This is a genomic window from Clostridium sp. ETTB3 (assembly GCF_053571985.1).
Window position 1 is genome coordinate 2,528,143 of record NZ_CP199832.1, and the last position, 18,625, is coordinate 2,546,767.

The window sequence follows — 18,625 nt, forward strand, 5'->3', positions numbered from 1 at the left end:
TCTTATTAATATAGATATTTTTTATTTAATCCTTAAACTGGTGCTGTCGCACTAAAACTTTTATACACAATATATTGTTTTAAAAAATAAAAATCAACATAATATATTGTAGTATTTATTCCTAATGCGATATCCCCTTATAATTAATTATTTTATAAAATAAAACTCTCTCTTACTTTAGGCTATTAAGTTTTATATAAATCTTTATATTGTTGACTATCATCAAAGGCTATCTTTTTTGAATATATTGTAATTTTGTAATTTTAAAGTTAAAATATTCCTAAAAACTTCTTTTCCTTAATTGGAATTCCTCTAAACTCTATTTCTTCATTTTTGAGCATAGCTTTTCCATTATTAATAAATGATTTTCTTTGATTATATTCTAAAATTTTAATTACATTTTTTATATCAGTATTTCTTCCCTTATCTCTATGTGCATCTGATCCAATGAAGCTATATATATTATTATTTAAATATTTAATTGCAGTTTTTTTAACATCTCTTCCAAAATCACCATTAATACTGCCTGCATTTACTTGAAATAACATACCTTCTTTTATAAGTAAATTTATTTGTGAAGGATTTTTAATAAATTGCTTATATCTTTCTGGATGAGCTATTATTGGTACAATCCCTCTTATTTGTAATTCATATAATGTATTTATTGCCTCTTCAATATTAAATTCTAGCATTGGAAATTCTATTAACATATATCTTGTATTATTAATTGTTCCTATCATTCCTTGATTATAATATTCTAAAATATTTCTGCTATAGTAAACTTCTTGCCCTGAATATATATTAATGTTTATAGAATTTTCTTTTGTTAATTTTTTTAAATTTTCTACTTCATCAATTACTTCTTTATATGTAACTTCAAATCTTCCTCTCATAAAGTGAGGTGTGGCTACAATATCTGTTGTACCTGATTCTTCTGCCATTTCTAGCATTTTAATAGTCATTTCTGTATTTTTTGACCCATCATCAATTCCACTTATTATATGTGAATGTATATCTATCATCTCATATTTCTCCTATTGTATTTAATCTTATATTTTATTTGAAAATTTAATTATATTATATCAAAAACAAATTATAATTATATATTATTGTTTACTACAGTATATTATAATTTTTATAAAAATTTCTATTTTAAATTAATATTCATTTTCTAAAATATTGTAAATACTATATTTAAAAATTGTGCTAAATTATTTATATACTAAAATAACTCCACATAAAAAAAGAACAAACTGTATTTATTAATCTAAAAATAATCCATACAAATAAATTTCAAAAATTTTCTATTTATATGAACAATTTTTTAATTACAGTTTGTTCTAAATATTTTTTTATATTATATAAATACTATAAGTACAAAAACATCAAATTATAAAATTATCAACATAATTCTTAATTTGCTATTTTTAACTTATAACTAATCTTATTCGTCACTCTTTCCAACACCAGAAAGCACTAATCCACTATTATGCTCTAAAGCCCAATTGATACCCCAGTCATTTTGGAATATAATAAGATCTCTATCTTTAAAGTCCTTAACTCTCTTCGCATCAGAAGTTAAGTTTAATCTATCAACATCTCCATCATAGCTTTCTATCCATCTTACATATCTAAATGGAAGTCTATCCATCTTGATTTCAACGTTGTATTCATTTTTAAGTCTGTATTCTAAAACTTCAAATTGAAGTACCCCTACAACACCAACTATTATTTCTTCCATACCAACATGGTTTTCCTTAAATACTTGGATTGCCCCTTCTTGAGCTATTTGAGTAACACCTTTAACAAATTGTTTTCTCTTCATAGTGTCAACTGGTCTAACTCTTGCAAAATGTTCTGGAGCAAATGTTGGAATTCCTTCAAACTTAAATTTCTTACTTGGTGAACATAAAGTATCTCCAATTGAGAATATACCTGGATCAAACACCCCAATAATATCTCCTGCATATGCTTCTTCAACAATTTCTCTATTTTCAGCCATGAATTGTTGAGGTTGAGCAAGTTTAAGCTTCTTTCCACCTTGCATATGGAATACTTCTTCACCTTTTGTAAATTTACCTGAACAAATTCTCATGAATGCAATTCTATCCCTATGAGATTTATTCATGTTTGCTTGAATCTTAAATACAAATGCAGAGAATTTATCATCAAATGGATCAATTTCTCCAATATTTGAATTTCTAGCAAGTGGTGAAGTAGTCATTTGTAAGAAATGTTCTAAGAATGGTTCAACACCAAAGTTTGTTAACGCTGATCCAAAGAATACTGGAGTTAATTCCCCTAATCTAACCTTTTCCATATCAAGTTCATCACCAGCAATATCAAGAAGTTCAATATCTTCCATTAATTTATCGTGAAGTGCTTCACCCAATATTTCTCTGAATTTTTCATCATCAACAGAACCTTCAATAGCTTCAACTTCTGTAGAACCGTGGTTTCCACCATTAAATGCTATAATTCTTTGATTTTGTCTATCATAAACACCTTTAAAGTCTTTACCAGAACCTATTGGCCAATTCATTGGATAAGTTTTAATTCCAAGTTCTGCTTCAATATCTTCTAATAATCCAAATGGATCTTGAGCTTCTCTATCCATCTTGTTGATGAATGTAAAGATTGGCATTTCTCTTAATGAACAAACATGGAATAACTTTCTTGTTTGATCTTCTACCCCCTTAGCAGCATCAACTACCATTACAGCAGAGTCAGCAGCCATAAGTGTTCTATATGTATCTTCTGAGAAGTCTTGGTGTCCTGGAGTATCTAGGATGTTTATGCAGTGTCCTGCATAATTAAATTGCATAACAGATGAAGTAACAGAAATACCTCTTTGCTTTTCTATTTCCATCCAGTCAGAAACAGCATGTGTTGATGCTTTTCTTGCTTTTACTGAACCTGCAAGTCTTATTGCTCCTCCATATAATAGGAACTTTTCTGTTAATGTTGTTTTACCAGCATCTGGGTGAGAAATAATTGCAAAGGTTCTTCTCTTTTTAATCTCATTTATGTAATCAGCCAATATTATGTCCTCCTAAAATTATTTATATATAAATTTAAATTTATTTCTTTTTATTATAGAAAATCTTTATTTTTTCTAGTGATTAAGTAAATTTCAGCCAACTAAATTAAAATTTGAAGTCTATCTTAAAATAAACTATACTTCTTTCAGTCACTGAGTAAATTTTACTTGTTAAATTAAAATTTTCAGTCTCACTGAACTTAATTATTATATACTTTTTTATTATATAATACAAGAATTCCTCTAAGCTTAGGCAACAATTTCCTATATTGAGACAAATTTAAATCTTAATTTTTTTAATTAATCACAAATATATTATTATACTATTATGCTTCACTATACTGGCAATACTTTTCCCTTTATATTATTCCATGATATATATGTAGTTATTTTTATATCTAAATTTATATTCAATTTTAATTTCTGATCTTTATTTAATTTATAATTATATTCAATATTATTCTTATATTCATTGGCTCTCCAACTTAAATAATGGTCTATATATTTAGTTGCAACTCCTCTAAATTTTTTCAACCATATTTTTATTTTTCCTGAATAGATTGCATCAATTGGAGTGATATCCATTTTCCTAATATTAATTTTATTTATTGTATTATGTTTATTTGAAAAAGCTTTAAGTCTTCCATCTAAAAATGCTACAGCAACAGCTTTTTTATCAATTCTTGATGCTATATTTTCCTTTAGTTCTCTAAAACCTAAATGATTTCTTGCTGCTATTATAGGTATAATGTCAATAGATTTATTCATTGCATTTACTATTGAAATTTTACCTTTCTCCTTATTCTTGCTATTTCTATCCCCCTTAAAGTTTTCAAGTAAAACTACCCTTGTTAATTCAACATAATCATATAATTTCTCAATATAATTTACTTGCTTTAAGTTATATAAGAATCTATGCCTCCAGAAAAATGAAGTTACTATACTTATATTAAGAATATCTGCACATTGCCTAATTGTTAATCCTCTTTCATATAGCTCCTTATATTTATAGCAATTTTCTTTAAACTTTTTTGAATATCTAAAAGGACTTCTAGTTTGTTTTGTAAATGTTCTTTTACATTTACTATTTTTACACTTATATCTTTGTATACCATTATATGAACCATACTTTATTACCTCTTCACCTTTACAATGAGGACATTTTAAGTATTTATTTGAATTTTTATTATTAATATTATTTTGTACTTTTAATGTTGATTTATATATTTTTTCTTTAAATAATTTTAATCTATATTCTTTGTTATTAATGGTTTTACTCATATTTTATCACCCAGTTATGAGTATTAACACATTTTTCCTCTTTAATCCTTAATTAAAGTTTATCTATCAATATACCCTTTTTCCCTTATAGGCATTCTGTTATATAAAAATGTTGTTAACAACATTTTTATATAACAGAATGCCTATACTATTTGAAATATATATTGTATACCATAAGTCACTCTTCATAAACATAGCACAAATTCTACTAAGCAAAATTTTTACTAAAAAATATATAGCTGACTTTAGGACACATCCAATAAATAGATGCTCCCTGAAGTCAGCCAAAATATTATCTAATCTAATTCTGCTTTTCCAGTGTATAATTGATAGTATCTGCCCTTTTCTTCTAATAAAGATTCATGATTTCCTCTTTCAATTATTTCACCTTGTTCAAGGACCATTATTGCATGAGAGTTCTTAATAGTAGAAAGTCTGTGAGCAATTACAAAAACAGTTCTTCCTTCCATAAGCTTATCCATACCTTCTGCAATAAGTTTTTCAGTTCTTGTATCAATTGAACTTGTTGCTTCATCCATTATTAAAACTGGTGGATTAGCAATTGCTGCTCTTGCAATAGCAAGTAATTGTCTTTGTCCTTGAGATAATCCTTCACCATCGCCTGTAATAACTGTATCATATCCATGAGGTAAATGCTTAATAAATGTATGAGCATTTGCAAGCTTAGCTGCTGCTTTAACTTCTTCATCAGTTGCATTTAAGTTACCATATCTAATATTATCAGCTATTGTACCAGTAAATAAATGAGTATCTTGAAGAACTATTCCTAAAGATCTTCTTAAATCATCCTTCTTGATATCCGTAATATCTATTCCATCATAAGTTATTGTACCTGAATTGATTTCATAAAATCTATTTATTAAGTTAGTAATTGTAGTCTTACCGGCCCCTGTTGATCCAACAAAAGCAATCTTTTGACCTGGCTTAGCAAATAAACTAATATTCTTTAATACACTCTTTTCTTCATTGTATCCAAAAACAACATTTTTAAATCTAACATCACCAGTAAGTTCTCTTAATATAGGTTCATCAGTTAATTCTGCAGCTGATTCTAAAATAGCAGTAGTTGCTGCCATTTCTGCCATTGAGTTATCTTCTGCTTCTACTAAATTTTTCATTTTAGCTATAACTGAAGGAGGTACCTTCCAAGCCCAATGACCTGTATACTTATCAGTTTCAACTAATTTACCATCTTCTCTAACTTCAACTCTTGTTAAAGTGACTTCACCATTATCAACTTCAACTTCTTCATCTAAAGCTGTAAATATTCTTTCTGCACCTGCTAATGCTGCTAATATCATATTTACTTGTTGAGATACTTGTGCAATTGGATTAGAAACTTGCTTTGTATATTGTAAATAAGATACTAATGAACCAATATCAAAAGCACCAGCTATAGTCATTAATCCCCCAACACAACAAGTTACTGCATAATTCATATGAGAAAGATTTCCTAATATTGGCATCATGTATCCACCAAATGTTTGAGCTCCTGTTGAAGCTTTTCTTAATTCTTCATTATGCCTTTTAAAATCTTCAATTGCTTCTTCTTCATGACAAAATACTTTTATAACCTTTTGCCCCTCTATCATTTCTTCAATATATCCATTTAATTTACCAATATTCTTTTGTTGCATTCCAAAATAATACTTACTCTTAGCACCAACATTGTTTACAACAAAAATCATTAAAGCTAAAAATGCAACTGTTATTATAATTAACACTGGACTTAAAACTGCCATCATTATTATTGTTCCTATAAATGTAAGCCCTGATGCTAATATATTAGTTAAACTATTATTTAATGCTTCACTAATGTTATCTATATCATTAGTGTATAAACTCATTAAGTCACCATGAGTATTTCTATCAAAATATTTAATAGGAAGTTCTTGCGTCTTATTAAATAAATCTGTTCTTATATTACTGATAGTATTTTGAGCAACATGTACCATTATTCTTGCATATCCATATGCAGCAAGTGCACCTACAACAAATATTGTACCTAATATTACTAACATCTTTGCAAGTCCTGCAAAATCACCTGGTAAGATATAATTATTTACTAATGGTTTTAAGAAATATGAACCTGCAACCATTGCAAATGAATTAATTATAATTAATATCATAACTAAAGCTAATAAAGCCCTATATTTTCCAACATAACTCATTAATGTTTTTATTGTCTTCCCCATATTTTTAGGTTTTGGAGGTCCTGGTTTTTTCCCACCTTTTCCTGGAACAGGATGTCCTGATTTATTATCAGATTCTTGTCCTTGATTTGCACTAACTTGTTGCTTAATCATTTCACTTTTCTTATTACTCACGTAAACCCACCCCTTCCTGTTGAGATTTGTATACATCTTTATAAATTTCACTTGATTCCATTAACTCATCATGAGTTCCAATTGCACTAATCTTACCATCATCCATAACAATAATTTTATCTGCAGTTGAAACTGAATTAACTCTTTGAGCAATTATAATCTTAGTAGTATCTTTTAAATCTTCTGCAAAAGCCTTTCTAATCTTTGCATCAGTTGCAGTATCAACAGCACTTGTACTATCATCTAAAATTAATACTTTTGGCTGTTTTAATATTGCTCTTGCAATACAAAGTCTTTGCTTTTGTCCTCCTGATACATTAACCCCACCTTGCTCTAAGTGCATATCATATCTTCCTGGAAGTCTATCAATAAATTCATCAACACATGCTGAAGATGCTGCTGCTTCAATTTCTGCATCTGTAGCATTTTCATTACCCCACATAAGGTTTTCTTTAATAGTTCCAGAGAATAATGTATTCTTTTGAAGTACCATAGCAACTTCATTTCTTAAAGTTTCAATATGATAATTTTTAACATTAACTCCCCCAACATAAACTTCACCTCCTGTAGCATCATAAAGTCTTGGGATAAGCTGAACTAAACTTGATTTACCAGAACCAGTACTACCAATAACACCAATAGTTTCACCAGCTTTAATCTTAATGTTTATACCTTCTAAATTATTTTCATCACTGTCATCTTCATACTTAAAGTTAACATTTCTAAATTCAATTTCTCCATTTTTAACTTCAGTTATAGGATTAACAGGATCCTTTATATCTGGTTCTTCTTCTAAAACTTCAATTATACGTTGTACTGATGCAACTGATCTTGAAAGCATCATAAGAACCATAGAAAGCATCATAAGAGCCATTAAAATTTGGAAGGAATAAGTCATGAAACTTGTAAGCTTACCTACAGTTAATGTTCCTGCATGAACCATATTTCCTCCAAACCAAAGTATACCTATAATACTTGCAAATACAACAAGTTGCATAATTGGCATATTTAAAACAACTATACCAAATGCCCCTTCAGAAGCTTGTAATAATTCATCATTGCTATTCTTGAACTTTTCTTTTTCTTTATTTCTTCTTACAAAAGATTTAACAACTCTAATACCAATTAAGTTTTCTTGAACTGTAGTATTTAAGTTATCAATTTTCTTTTGCATAGATTCAAACTTAGGCTTAACATTCTTTATAATTAATCCAATTGAAATTATAAGAACAGGCATAGACACTAAGAATATCATTGCTAATTTAGGACTAATTGTAACTGCTAAAATGCATGCAACAATAAGCATCATAGGAGCTCTTACTAAAAGCTTAATTCCCATTGTTAAAGCATTTTGTATCATTGTAATATCAGTAGTTAATCTTGTAATTAATGATGCAGTACTAAACTTTTCAATATTTTTAAATGAATAAGTTTGAATTTTTTCATATTCAGCTTGTCTTAATTCTGCACCAAAACCTTGACCTGCTATTGCTGAAAATTTTGATAATCCAATACCAAAACTTAAAGATATAGCTGCCATAACAAGCATTAATAATCCCATTTTTATTGTATAAATTGTGTTCCCAGTAGAAATACCAACGTCAACTATTTGAGCCATTACTAATGGAATTAATAATTCAAAAATAGCTTCTAATGCTGCACATAAAACACCTAGCATAAGCTGTGTCTTATATTTTTTCATATATGGAGCTAATTTTTTAATCATACTTTCACCTCTCCTTTTAATATCTTTTGTACTTTTTAAGTACATTTTTTATATAAACATTTTGTAGATGAAATTATTTATTTAAATTCATCTTCTTATATGTTTTTAACAAATTTAATTTATATTTTACAATACATAGGAAACTATCTATTTAACTAAAAATAAGAGGATTACTCCTCCATATTCTTTAGTGCTCTAGATAATAAATCTTTTAATATCTTTATTTCTTCATCAGTCATATCTTTAACTAATTGTTTTTCTATATTATTTGCTCCAAATTTAAAGCTTTTACATATAACATCCTTACCTTTTTCAGTTACATGAAGACATTTATATCTTCCATCATTATTACTTGGGCATCTAACTATCATTTCTTTTTCTTCTAACCTTTTTACTATGCCTGTTACAGTTGGATTAGTTAACTTCAAACACTTTTCTATATCTTTTTGAAATACATCACCTTCATGTTCATTTTTATCTATAAAAAATAAAATTTCATGTTGTACTCTTGTTAAGTTGAATTTTGAAAGATTTTTATTAATTTTATTAACAACTCTTCCATTTATAAATTTTACTAATAGCCCAACATGTTCTTTTGGATCAAAGTTTTGCATTATTTATCCCCCTTAATACATAGCATACTATATATTTTAGCATTGGTTTTTTTTGCAGTCAAGTTAATAATTTCACCCAATATATTAACTAATTTAGCTATTTATCTTTTATATATTATATTTTGATAAAAGCTTTTTTAAAGTTTAACTTATCTCTCCTTATGATAAAAACTCCATAATCATATTTAGTCTTTTAATTGAAATATTATGGGGCTGTCGCACTAGAACTTTTATACACAATATATTGTTTTAAAAAATAAAAATTAATACAACATATTGTAGTATTTATTCTTAATGCGACATCCCCATTTTAACTTAATTCTTATAACTAATTAAATTTATCCCTTTTATTACAATTAATTGTAAATTTTCTGTTAAATATCGTCCATTTATATATATTTATGCTATAATTTTCTAGTATTTCTTATATTTTCATGTCGAGGGGGAAAAAGAAAATGAAAAAAAACAAAATAATTAGTATGTTTTTAGCTGTAACTTTAGCATTAACTCCACTTACAACTCATGCTGAAACATCTAATACACACTTTCCAATAACATATACTTCGGAAAGTGGAAATTATACTGCAACAAAACTATCACATCCAAATGATGATGTAATGCAACCTGATGGAATAATCGAATATGAAAATGGTATTAATGACCGTGGTGAAAACTATTCTTGGTCAGCTGTTGGCCATGGTGATTACATGTATGTTGGTGTATTATATGGTGCAATTTCTAGAACACTTCAAATAATGGCTGCACAAAATAATATTGATTATTCATTATTTAAAGCTTCTGTTGATGCTCTTTTTAATGGTACTCTTTTTATGGGAGATGAAGAAAATAATCCAAATAATGAAAATAGAAGTATGCTATTAAAATTAAATACTAAAACTGGAGAAGTAACAGTTGTTAGACCTCCAAATGATGCATCTTATCGTGCTGCAATTGAGTACAAAGGTAAATTATATTTTGCTGCTTCTGCAAGTCAACCTTATTTATTAGAAATAGATCCTACTGATGATAGTACAAAAATAGTATATACTAGCCAAAAGCCTTCTAACCCATTCATTTCAGTTGGAATTAGAGGACTTACAGTTGTAAATGATAACCTTGTTGCAAGTATGATTGGTGACAATGGTGCTTATATAGTATCATCTAATAATCCATCACAAGGAGAATCTTCATTTAAAACAATTGCAACTCAAGAAGATTTACTAGACTATCCTGCTTACTATTATAATGATAATATTTTTGGTGGTGCTATTTGGGACATGGTTGAATTTAATAATAAACTTTATGTAACTGTAGTAACAGGAAAATCTGAAAACAAACAAGCCTTTGCAATGTTTAGCGGTAAAGAAAATGAGGAAACTGGCAAATGGGACTTTAATCTTATTGTTGGTGATGAAAAAGATGGAGCTACTTATCCATATGGCTTAGGTGCAGATAGATCTGGTGCTGGTAACTTATTTGTATATGATAATCACTTATATATTGGTGGGTATAATGATCCTATGATAGCTTTAGCTGATGTTCTTAATATGAAATTTGAGGATATTTATAAAGATATTTCTTCTCCAGTGTGCTTATGGAGAATGGATACAAATGAAAAGATTGAAATGGTTGCTGGTGATTCAAATGAATTATTCCCTACTGTACTTGGTAATCAAAGTGCTGGATTTGGTAGCAATTTAAATCAATATGTTTGGAGAATGGCGGAATATGATAATAAACTTTATGTTGGTACATTTGACATTGGAAGTTTAGCTTATCCACTTATGCAATTTACAAATGGTGATGTACTTCATATGACCCCTGAAGAAATTAAATCTCAAATTCATTATATTAAAGCACTTTTAGAAATTCTTAAAAAGAACGATGAAAATTCATCTAAATTACCTAATTATTCAAATGATGATTTAATTAATGATAACTTAACTGATGATAACTTAAATACTGATATTGATGATACTGACAATCTTCATACTAATGATTCAAATAATGATACAGATATTACTAATTCTAAATTTGAAAATAATAATATAATTGAAGAAATTACAGAAGAAACTCCTACATTAACTGAAGAATCTTCTGAGGAATATTATATAAATTCTCTTTCGGATGCAGAACAAGAAAACTTAGAAAATACTTTAACAGATTTATATGATGGATTATTAAATTTAGATTCTATATTAAATGATACTGCTTATATTGATTCTGAAACTAATACTGTAAAATCTTACTCAATAATAGATATTTATCAAAATTTAGTTAATAAATATTTAGCTAATAGAGATTTCTTACCTAAAAACTTAGTTGAAATATTAGATAAAAGCTTAAATCAAGAATCTGTTGATAATTTATTCTATTTCTTAGAAACTTGTAAGTATTTAAGTGTTGGTGAACGTGGATTTGATTTACTTGTATCTGAAGATGGAATAAACTTTGAAACTATTACTAATAATGGTTTTGGTGACCCTTATAACCATGGATGCCGTATTTTTGCAGTAACAAACTCTGGATTAACTTTAGGAACTGCTAATCCATTTTATGGTACACAAGTTTGGAAAATAACTGATAATCAAAGAGGTAGTATTCTTGATTCTATAATTAAAAATACAAATGTAACTTATAACAAAAATTCTGAAGCTTCTAAAAATAAAACTGTTGCTTTTGATGTTGAATTCAATGGAAATACATTAAAGAAAATTCAATTAAATTATAATACATTAAAAGAAGGAATTGATTATACAGTAACTGACAATAAAATTATATTAAGTGAAACACTTCTTAATTCCTTAGATGTTGATAATTATTCTCTTGAGTTTATTTTCAGCGCAGGTAGTAGAGCTTACACAACATTAAATGTAGTTGATGAAGCTGATTCTAAGAATGAACCAATAACAAAACCAACTACAAATCCAAATGTACCTATAAAACCTGAAGATACTAATAACTCTTCTTTAAATAAATTACCTAAGACAGGTGCTGTAATATCAGCTGGAGTTATAGTTCTTATTGGATTAGTAGCTTTATGTGCAGGTAGCTTTTTACTTAGGAAAAAATCAATTAATAATTAGTAATTAACAATATATTAAAATTTAACTTATCTTCTGTTATATCAAAATGTTGTTAACAACATTTTGATATAACAGAGATATAATATAACTTAATAATAATTATATTGCAAGTTCAAGCTATTATACTCTTCTTATATATCAAAAAAAGATGATTCCTAATAATATAGGAACCACCCTTTAAAATATTTACTAATTTACATCATTATAAAAAATTACTTATCTTTTACTTCATTACTCTTAATAGGTTGTACAATTGCTTTATTTATTCCTACTATTTTCATGATTTGCTCAGATCTTTCCTTAGTTGATCCAGTTATTACTGAATACTTAACATTTTCAGCATCTAAGAATCCTAAAATAGCCTTGTCCACCATTTGAGCAACTTCTTCATCTTGCCATCTAACTCCATCTTTCTTATAACCAAATTCTCTTGGAACAAAGAAAATATGATCATATTGTGGTAGATCTCTGATTGCTAAGCTATATAAATCATTTAATATTTCAATTTCTTTCTTAGTTCTTGTCTTATCTCCAAGCATTAATCTTCCATATATGTATGGTACAAAAGTAGCATAATCCGTTATTGCATAATCATGTGAATCTAAACTCTTTTCTAAATGTAATTGACCTAAATATATTCCATATTGTTCTGAAATAGATTCAATCATTCCCTTATCTCTTAAGTAATCAGTGCTGTATTCTGTAGCAACTCCTACATTTATGTCTCTGATTTTTAAATCTACGTATAATTGTTGAATTAATGTTGTTTTACCACATCTTGGTCCACCTAGTATAGCAATTCTTACTGGCATTGGCAACTCCTCCAAATATTTATCTTAATTTTCATTTTTTTATTCGTACCCATCGGAAATTTAATTTTACCATTAACTATAGTATTTTTCAACGACAATTTTTACTATATTTCGATTTACCTCTAGTGAATACCCATAAAATATTTGTTCCTCAGAAATGCATAAATTTTATGGAATAATTAAAGTATCCTTACTATATTTTAAACTGCTCTTTCCATATTAGTTCCTCCAGACTTTATTGCCTTCTCAATTGTTACTACTCCTGGTAGTATTCCAATTACTGAAATTATCCCAAAACTATAAAGCTCCTCTATACCATTTTTATATTAGTTATATAATAAATTACACCTCATCCCCATTGCCCCTTTTGTTATACCATTCAAAAATCCCTCATTGTAAAATTTTCTATACAAAATTTTAATTTTAAATTTTTAACTTAATTATAGGCACATCACATAAAAATAATACGCCTCCATGGGGCATCCACTTATTGGATTACCCTCTAGAGGCGCATTAAAAAATTTACATTGGATAACTTTTAATTACTGATAATTGCCCTTTAACTTCATATTTTCCTAAAGAAGCTGGAATTAAATAACTATCTCCCTTTTTAATTTCTTCACAGAAATCTTTTCCTTCAATAGTACCATTACCTTCAACACATGTTAAAATGAAGAACTTTTCTTCATTACTACAATCATCCCACTTAGTTTCAACATTAATTTTTTCCATTCCAAAATATTCATTTTCACAGAAATCTACTTTAGAAAACCCATCATATTTAACTACTTCATTGTTAGAAAGATTTTGGGCCTTTAAATCAAAATTAATTACATCAAGAGACTTTTCAACATGGATTTCTCTTGGTCTTCCATAATCATAAACTCTATATGTTACATCTGAATTTTGTTGAATTTCAGCAATTATTAATCCTTCACAAATAGCATGAACTAATCCACTATTAATTAAAAAACAATCGCCTTTTTTAACATCAACAACATTTAAATAATCTTCACACTTTCCTTCTTCAATTGCTTTAGCAAATACAGCTTTATCACAATTTTTAGTACCAACAATTAACTTAGCTCCTGGTTTTGCTTCAATAACATACCAAGCTTCAGTCTTACCAAATTGATTTTCAACTCTTTTTGCATATTCATCTCCAGGATGCACTTGTACAGAAAGCTTTTCTTTAGAATTTATTAGTTTAACTAATAAAGGAAACTTTTCAGTACTAACCTTAGTTCCTACTAATAAATGACCAAATTCATTAATTATTTCAGTAAATGATTTTCCCTTTAATTCACCATTTGCAACTATTCCAGTTCCACTTGGATGACATGCAATATCCCAACTTTCACCTATGTTTCCTTCTAGTAAGTTTGTTCTAAACTCTTCTAAATCTCTTCCACCCCATATTTTATCATAATAAAGATTCTCAAATCTTATTGGATACATAACCTTACTCTCCTTTTATACAATATGTTAATTTATTACTCTTAAATTATATTATCTAATAAAGCATTACAACTTAATCCATTTCAATTTTATATTATTATTTTCATAAAAACAATTGTATTTATTCACTGTTAATTGACTATTTTTCAGATTTATTCATGTCATCATATTCTATAAACATAAATACATATAATTAATTAAAAATTCCTCACATATCCAAGTATATTTAAATCTAATGTTTCGAATAATATTAATATGGTTAAGAATATATTTTCTTTGAGCTATCAAAAATATAAAATTCATTCTTAGCTTAATATAAAGTTTTAACTTCATCTTAATGTTAAAATGCTTTATCTAATGGCTTGTTTATTGTTATTTACTAACTTAATATATTACAGCTATTTAATAACTTGCCATGAGATAAACTATTCTTATCCAATTAAAATTAAAGGAGGGATAATTTTGAAGGATAAGTCTAATGTTTATTTGCCAAGCCTAAGAAGTTATTACGATCCTACAAATGAAACATGCGTAAATAATCCATTAATAAAATCTGATGCATCTATTAATAGCTGCATGGATGATCCAATTGTAGCTAATAATATTGCTTGCAATGAATTTAACTATACTGATGATATTTACGACGATTCTGATGTCTAGCTTATTATTTTAAACTTTATACCACCTAAAGCTAGATTTTACTTGTAAGGAGGATATGTCATGGCTAAAACTAATGATAAAAAAAAGAGAATGAAAGGAACTATGCCTTCTAGTAATACAGAACTTCCTCATCCCCTAAATAGTTTTAATAGCCCTCTTGGAAGCTTAAACAACAAAAGTAAAGAAACTATTCAACAAGAAAATAACAAACAGAATACTTTATTTTAATTAATATCTCAAAAAAGAGTTATATGAAAATGAATTAATAAATTCATTTTGAATATAGCTCTCTTTTTTATTAAAACCTCTCTTAAAATGATTGGGATACTATATTCTTAGTGTAACATTTGATGAACATTAAATTTAAATCAACACATTATATTAAAACAATACAATTCATCAACAAGCAAACATCCATTGTAAGTTTTTTACTTAAATGCTAAAATATTATTATATTGCTTTTATAAGTTTATATGCATAATTACACTCAATATATATTGAAAGGAGACTTCATGGAAAACATAAAGAAACTAAAACCTACAACAGAACTATGGATAAAAATAAAATGGATGGCAAACTATGCAAAACCAGCTATTCCCTTTTTAATATTTTCAATTATAGTAAATGTTATTTTTTCATTGATTGGAATTTATAATGTTACTGTTTCAAAGTCATTAATTGATTCTGCAATAAGTGGTGATTCAAAGCAAACTATATACTGGCTTATAATAATGCTTGTTATAACATTAATAAGTATGCTATCATCACCTGTTACTTCTTTTATGAGCACACATTCTTCAACAAAACTTACTCAAAATATTCAAAGAAAAATTTATCAACATCTTCAATATAGTGATTGGCTTGAACAAAGTAAATTTCATTCTGTAAGCTTATTAACTAGAGTAACATCTGATGTAAGTAATATTAGTTCTGCTATTCTAGGAACTATTCCTAGCTTAGTTTCATTAACTGTTACATTAGTAGGTTCATTTTATACACTTATAAATTGGGCACCATCAATAGCATTTGTTGCTGTTTTTATTGGTCCTTTTTTAATATTGGTTGGTAGATATTTTAGTGGAAAACTTAAATCCTTATATAAAGAAGCTCAAGAAGAAGATGTTAAATATAGATCATTTATGCAAGAATCAATTCAAAACATAATGATTGTTAAGACATTTTGTATGGAAAAAATAAATATGCATAAACTTTTAGAAATTCAAGATAATAAATATAAAATTGCTATGAGAAATACTAAGCTTTCTGTTATGACTTCAATGTCAATGAGTTTTTGCTCTTCACTTGCTTACTTTTCAATTTTTACATGGGGAGTATTAAATATAGCTAAAGGAGTAACTACCTATGGTACATTTACAGGAATGCTTCAATTATATAATAAAGTTCAAGCACCATTTTCTTCTTTAGCAAGCATGATTCCTGGGCTTATTTCAACTATAGCAGCGGCTGAAAGACTTATGGAAATTGAAGCAATACCAGTTGAAAAAATGGCTGATGAAAATGAACTTAACGATATTACTAATAAATCACTTGATGAAATTGCTGTAGATAATATAACTAATTTTGAATCTACTTTATTTAATAATCCTGATATTATCTTTGATAATGTTTATTTTGCATATAAGGATAATAATTATATTTTAAATAAAATTAATCTTACTATTGACTCTGGTGAAACTATTGCTTTTGTTGGACCATCTGGTGAAGGTAAAACAACAATGATTAGACTTATATTATCTTTAATTAATCCAACTGAAGGTAATTTGTTTATTAGTGAAAATGACTTAATTAAAGATATGAATAGAAACTTTAGAAATCTTATTTCTTATGTTCCTCAAGGAAATACTTTATTTTCAGGAACAATTAGAAGCAACTTACTTTATGGTAAACCTTATGCTACTGATGATGAAATTAAAGAAGCATTAACTAATGCTTGTGCCATTGACTTTGTTAATGAACTTGAAGATGGATTAGATACAATGATTGGTGAAAAAGGAGTTGGTATTTCAGAAGGACAAGCCCAAAGAATTGCAATTGCTAGAGCTTTCTTAAGGGTAAGACCTATATTAATACTTGATGAAGCTACTTCTTCACTAGATCCTGAAACAGAAGTTAAGGTATTAAAGTCAGTTAAGTCATTATCTAGTAATCCAACATGTATTATCATTACTCACAGACCTTCTGCTCTTAATATTTGTAATAGAATTATGAAACTTGAAAAAGGTCATATTAGAGAAGTTAGTAGAAAAAGTATATTAGAAGTTGCAAATGAGTTAGTTTAAACAAAAAAACACCTTCAATGCTAATTTATTAGTATCGAAGGTATTTTTTGTTATTTAAGATGGGTTTACTCAATATATCTTAACTCGATATTAGTAACATCTAATTCATTTTCATGTTTATAATCATCTTCATTTGTTTTATTTACTGATAAATTAATAAGTTTTGGGGTAGTGGATTATGGAGAAAATGATATTATATCGGTACTGCTGGGGCGGTTAGTTCGGAGATAATTAAAAAATATATACAAGACCAAAAATTAAAGTAATGGGCTTACAGCCTCGGCCATGAAGCCACGAGGTTTTACGCCCTAAATCTATAAAAATCATATAAACTTTTACCCTAATATATATATATTTATATATAAAGACGGACTCAAATTTGAATCCGCCTTATTATCAATAATTTTTTAAGATTTTCTTCCAACTGATACTAAATTAAAGAAATAACACATATGATTACTAAATTTATAATAATAACCTTTATATGATATCAAATTGATTTAATTAGCAAATCTAGCTACAACAGTATATTGTTCTCTTATAGCTCCACCTGTAACATAGTACTCACCACATCTTAACCATGCATGAGCTTTCATTTCATTTCCTTCCTTTCGTACTCCTAAATAAATAGTAGTTGAAATTCCTTGATTTTTTAATAATTTCTGGGCAGTTAATGCTTGTACTAGGCATTTACTTTCCCATGGTGTTTTAGCTGAAACAAATAAAACTCTAGATGATATTCTTCTAGCAATTCTATAAGTATCATTATCAACTTTATCTAAAGATTCTTGTTTATGAGATCCCATTCTCTTCCTTAATTTATTAAATGGAACGAAAAGTATAAACGCTCTATAAAATCCTGTATAAAAAAAAGTTTGCATTATATAAAACTTTTCCTTATTATCCATACATATAAATGTCTTAGTTTTTCTAGCTAATACTGATAAGGTCTGCATTATTTAATCTTCCTAAAAATTCTACTACTGTATCCTTGCAAGTTTCTTCATCTACTTCATATTCAGAACGTAAAGTATCTATTATTCTTCTTACATTTATAGGTTCACTAATAATTTCCCATATTCTACTTCCAACTTCATTCATCATAAAGTATTCACCTTTATCAAGGTTCATCATTACTTTTTCTCCATCTAAATCTGTATCATCTATTTCTAAATTTTTATTAATTATTGTATTTAAATTTATTCCATAATCCCTTTTTATCTTTCCTATCTTACCAGTACTTTTCTTAAAATTAATCATATCTTCCCCACCCTATCTATTATTGAATAGTATTATCTTA

14 protein-coding genes are annotated in these 18,625 nt (G+C 27.4%); 4 read left to right on the forward strand and 10 right to left on the reverse strand.

All coding sequences use genetic code 11. The annotated features are described in order from the left end of the window. Window positions 1-269: 269 nt before the first annotated feature. From ACUN06_RS12135 to ACUN06_RS12160, 6 genes are all read right to left on the reverse strand, one after another. Window positions 270-1,022 carry a tyrosine-protein phosphatase gene (locus ACUN06_RS12135; protein ID WP_294368345.1) on the reverse strand — a complete coding sequence of 251 codons (753 nt, stop codon included), beginning with the start codon at window positions 1,020-1,022 and terminating at the stop codon, window positions 270-272. 422 nt (window positions 1,023-1,444) lie between these two features. Then, window positions 1,445-3,040: a peptide chain release factor 3 gene (locus ACUN06_RS12140; RefSeq protein WP_449389884.1), complete on the reverse strand. Its 1,596-nt coding sequence runs from the start codon at window positions 3,038-3,040 to the stop codon at window positions 1,445-1,447. Between the two features lie 336 nt (window positions 3,041-3,376). After that, window positions 3,377-4,321: a transposase-like zinc-binding domain-containing protein gene (locus ACUN06_RS12145; RefSeq protein ID WP_291736349.1), complete on the reverse strand. Its 945-nt coding sequence runs from the start codon at window positions 4,319-4,321 to the stop codon at window positions 3,377-3,379. A gap of 296 nt (window positions 4,322-4,617) precedes the next feature. Further along, the gene (locus ACUN06_RS12150; protein WP_449390282.1) at window positions 4,618-6,537 is read right to left on the reverse strand and encodes an ABC transporter ATP-binding protein; all 1,920 of its coding nucleotides are present in this window, start codon (window positions 6,535-6,537) and stop codon (window positions 4,618-4,620) included. A gap of 124 nt (window positions 6,538-6,661) precedes the next feature. Further along, window positions 6,662-8,395, reverse strand: coding sequence for an ABC transporter ATP-binding protein (locus tag ACUN06_RS12155; RefSeq protein ID WP_449389885.1), 1,734 nt, complete (start codon window positions 8,393-8,395; stop codon window positions 6,662-6,664). A 170-nt stretch (window positions 8,396-8,565) separates the two neighbouring features. Then, entirely contained in the window at window positions 8,566-9,009 is a 444-nt protein-coding gene (locus ACUN06_RS12160; RefSeq protein ID WP_449389886.1) for a MarR family winged helix-turn-helix transcriptional regulator, read from the reverse strand. 455 nt (window positions 9,010-9,464) lie between these two features. Here ACUN06_RS12160 and ACUN06_RS12165 point away from each other — a divergent pair, with 455 nt between their 5' ends. After that, entirely contained in the window at window positions 9,465-12,095 is a 2,631-nt protein-coding gene (locus tag ACUN06_RS12165) for a X2-like carbohydrate binding domain-containing protein (protein WP_294161085.1), read from the forward strand. A 212-nt stretch (window positions 12,096-12,307) separates the two neighbouring features. On the opposite strand, the gene ACUN06_RS12170 is transcribed toward ACUN06_RS12165, so the two are convergent. Then, the gene (locus tag ACUN06_RS12170; RefSeq protein WP_291732909.1) at window positions 12,308-12,907 is read right to left on the reverse strand and encodes an ATP-binding protein; all 600 of its coding nucleotides are present in this window, start codon (window positions 12,905-12,907) and stop codon (window positions 12,308-12,310) included. Between the two features lie 522 nt (window positions 12,908-13,429). Beyond that, entirely contained in the window at window positions 13,430-14,365 is a 936-nt protein-coding gene (locus ACUN06_RS12175) for a type I phosphomannose isomerase catalytic subunit (RefSeq protein ID WP_294126109.1), read from the reverse strand. Between the two features lie 462 nt (window positions 14,366-14,827). On the opposite strand from ACUN06_RS12175, the gene ACUN06_RS12180 reads away from it, so the two are divergent. The 3 genes from ACUN06_RS12180 (at window position 14,828) to ACUN06_RS12190 (ending at window position 17,325) form a co-directional block, all read left to right on the forward strand. After that, complete coding sequence (locus ACUN06_RS12180; protein WP_291732905.1) at window positions 14,828-15,025, forward strand: hypothetical protein; 198 nt, start codon at window positions 14,828-14,830, stop codon at window positions 15,023-15,025. Between the two features lie 60 nt (window positions 15,026-15,085). After that, entirely contained in the window at window positions 15,086-15,253 is a 168-nt protein-coding gene (locus ACUN06_RS12185) for a hypothetical protein (RefSeq protein WP_291732903.1), read from the forward strand. Between the two features lie 284 nt (window positions 15,254-15,537). Beyond that, a complete protein-coding gene (locus ACUN06_RS12190; RefSeq protein WP_302541511.1) occupies window positions 15,538-17,325 on the forward strand; it encodes an ABC transporter ATP-binding protein in 1,788 nt (595 codons plus the stop codon). A gap of 500 nt (window positions 17,326-17,825) precedes the next feature. On the opposite strand, the gene ACUN06_RS12195 is transcribed toward ACUN06_RS12190, so the two are convergent. Beyond that, window positions 17,826-18,281 carry a lasso peptide biosynthesis B2 protein gene (locus tag ACUN06_RS12195; protein ID WP_294368325.1) on the reverse strand — a complete coding sequence of 152 codons (456 nt, stop codon included), beginning with the start codon at window positions 18,279-18,281 and terminating at the stop codon, window positions 17,826-17,828. Next, window positions 18,256-18,585 carry a lasso peptide biosynthesis PqqD family chaperone gene (locus ACUN06_RS12200; protein ID WP_412217076.1) on the reverse strand — a complete coding sequence of 110 codons (330 nt, stop codon included), beginning with the start codon at window positions 18,583-18,585 and terminating at the stop codon, window positions 18,256-18,258. Before ACUN06_RS12200 ends, ACUN06_RS12195 begins: the two co-directional genes overlap by 26 nt. Window positions 18,586-18,625 lie beyond the last annotated feature (40 nt).

Coding starts and splice junctions, on each gene's coding strand:
- ACUN06_RS12195 (WP_294368325.1), bottom strand. CDS start 18,281: ATGCAGACCTTATCAGTATTAGCTAGAAAAACTAAGACATTTATATGT.
- ACUN06_RS12155 (WP_449389885.1), bottom strand. CDS start 8,395: ATGATTAAAAAATTAGCTCCATATATGAAAAAATATAAGACACAGCTT.
- ACUN06_RS12175 (WP_294126109.1), bottom strand. CDS start 14,365: ATGTATCCAATAAGATTTGAGAATCTTTATTATGATAAAATATGGGGT.
- ACUN06_RS12190 (WP_302541511.1), top strand. CDS start 15,538: ATGGAAAACATAAAGAAACTAAAACCTACAACAGAACTATGGATAAAA.
- ACUN06_RS12170 (WP_291732909.1), bottom strand. CDS start 12,907: ATGCCAGTAAGAATTGCTATACTAGGTGGACCAAGATGTGGTAAAACA.
- ACUN06_RS12185 (WP_291732903.1), top strand. CDS start 15,086: ATGGCTAAAACTAATGATAAAAAAAAGAGAATGAAAGGAACTATGCCT.
- ACUN06_RS12160 (WP_449389886.1), bottom strand. CDS start 9,009: ATGCAAAACTTTGATCCAAAAGAACATGTTGGGCTATTAGTAAAATTT.
- ACUN06_RS12150 (WP_449390282.1), bottom strand. CDS start 6,537: ATGGGGAAGACAATAAAAACATTAATGAGTTATGTTGGAAAATATAGG.
- ACUN06_RS12135 (WP_294368345.1), bottom strand. CDS start 1,022: ATGATAGATATACATTCACATATAATAAGTGGAATTGATGATGGGTCA.
- ACUN06_RS12200 (WP_412217076.1), bottom strand. CDS start 18,585: ATGATTAATTTTAAGAAAAGTACTGGTAAGATAGGAAAGATAAAAAGG.
- ACUN06_RS12165 (WP_294161085.1), top strand. CDS start 9,465: ATGAAAAAAAACAAAATAATTAGTATGTTTTTAGCTGTAACTTTAGCA.
- ACUN06_RS12145 (WP_291736349.1), bottom strand. CDS start 4,321: ATGAGTAAAACCATTAATAACAAAGAATATAGATTAAAATTATTTAAA.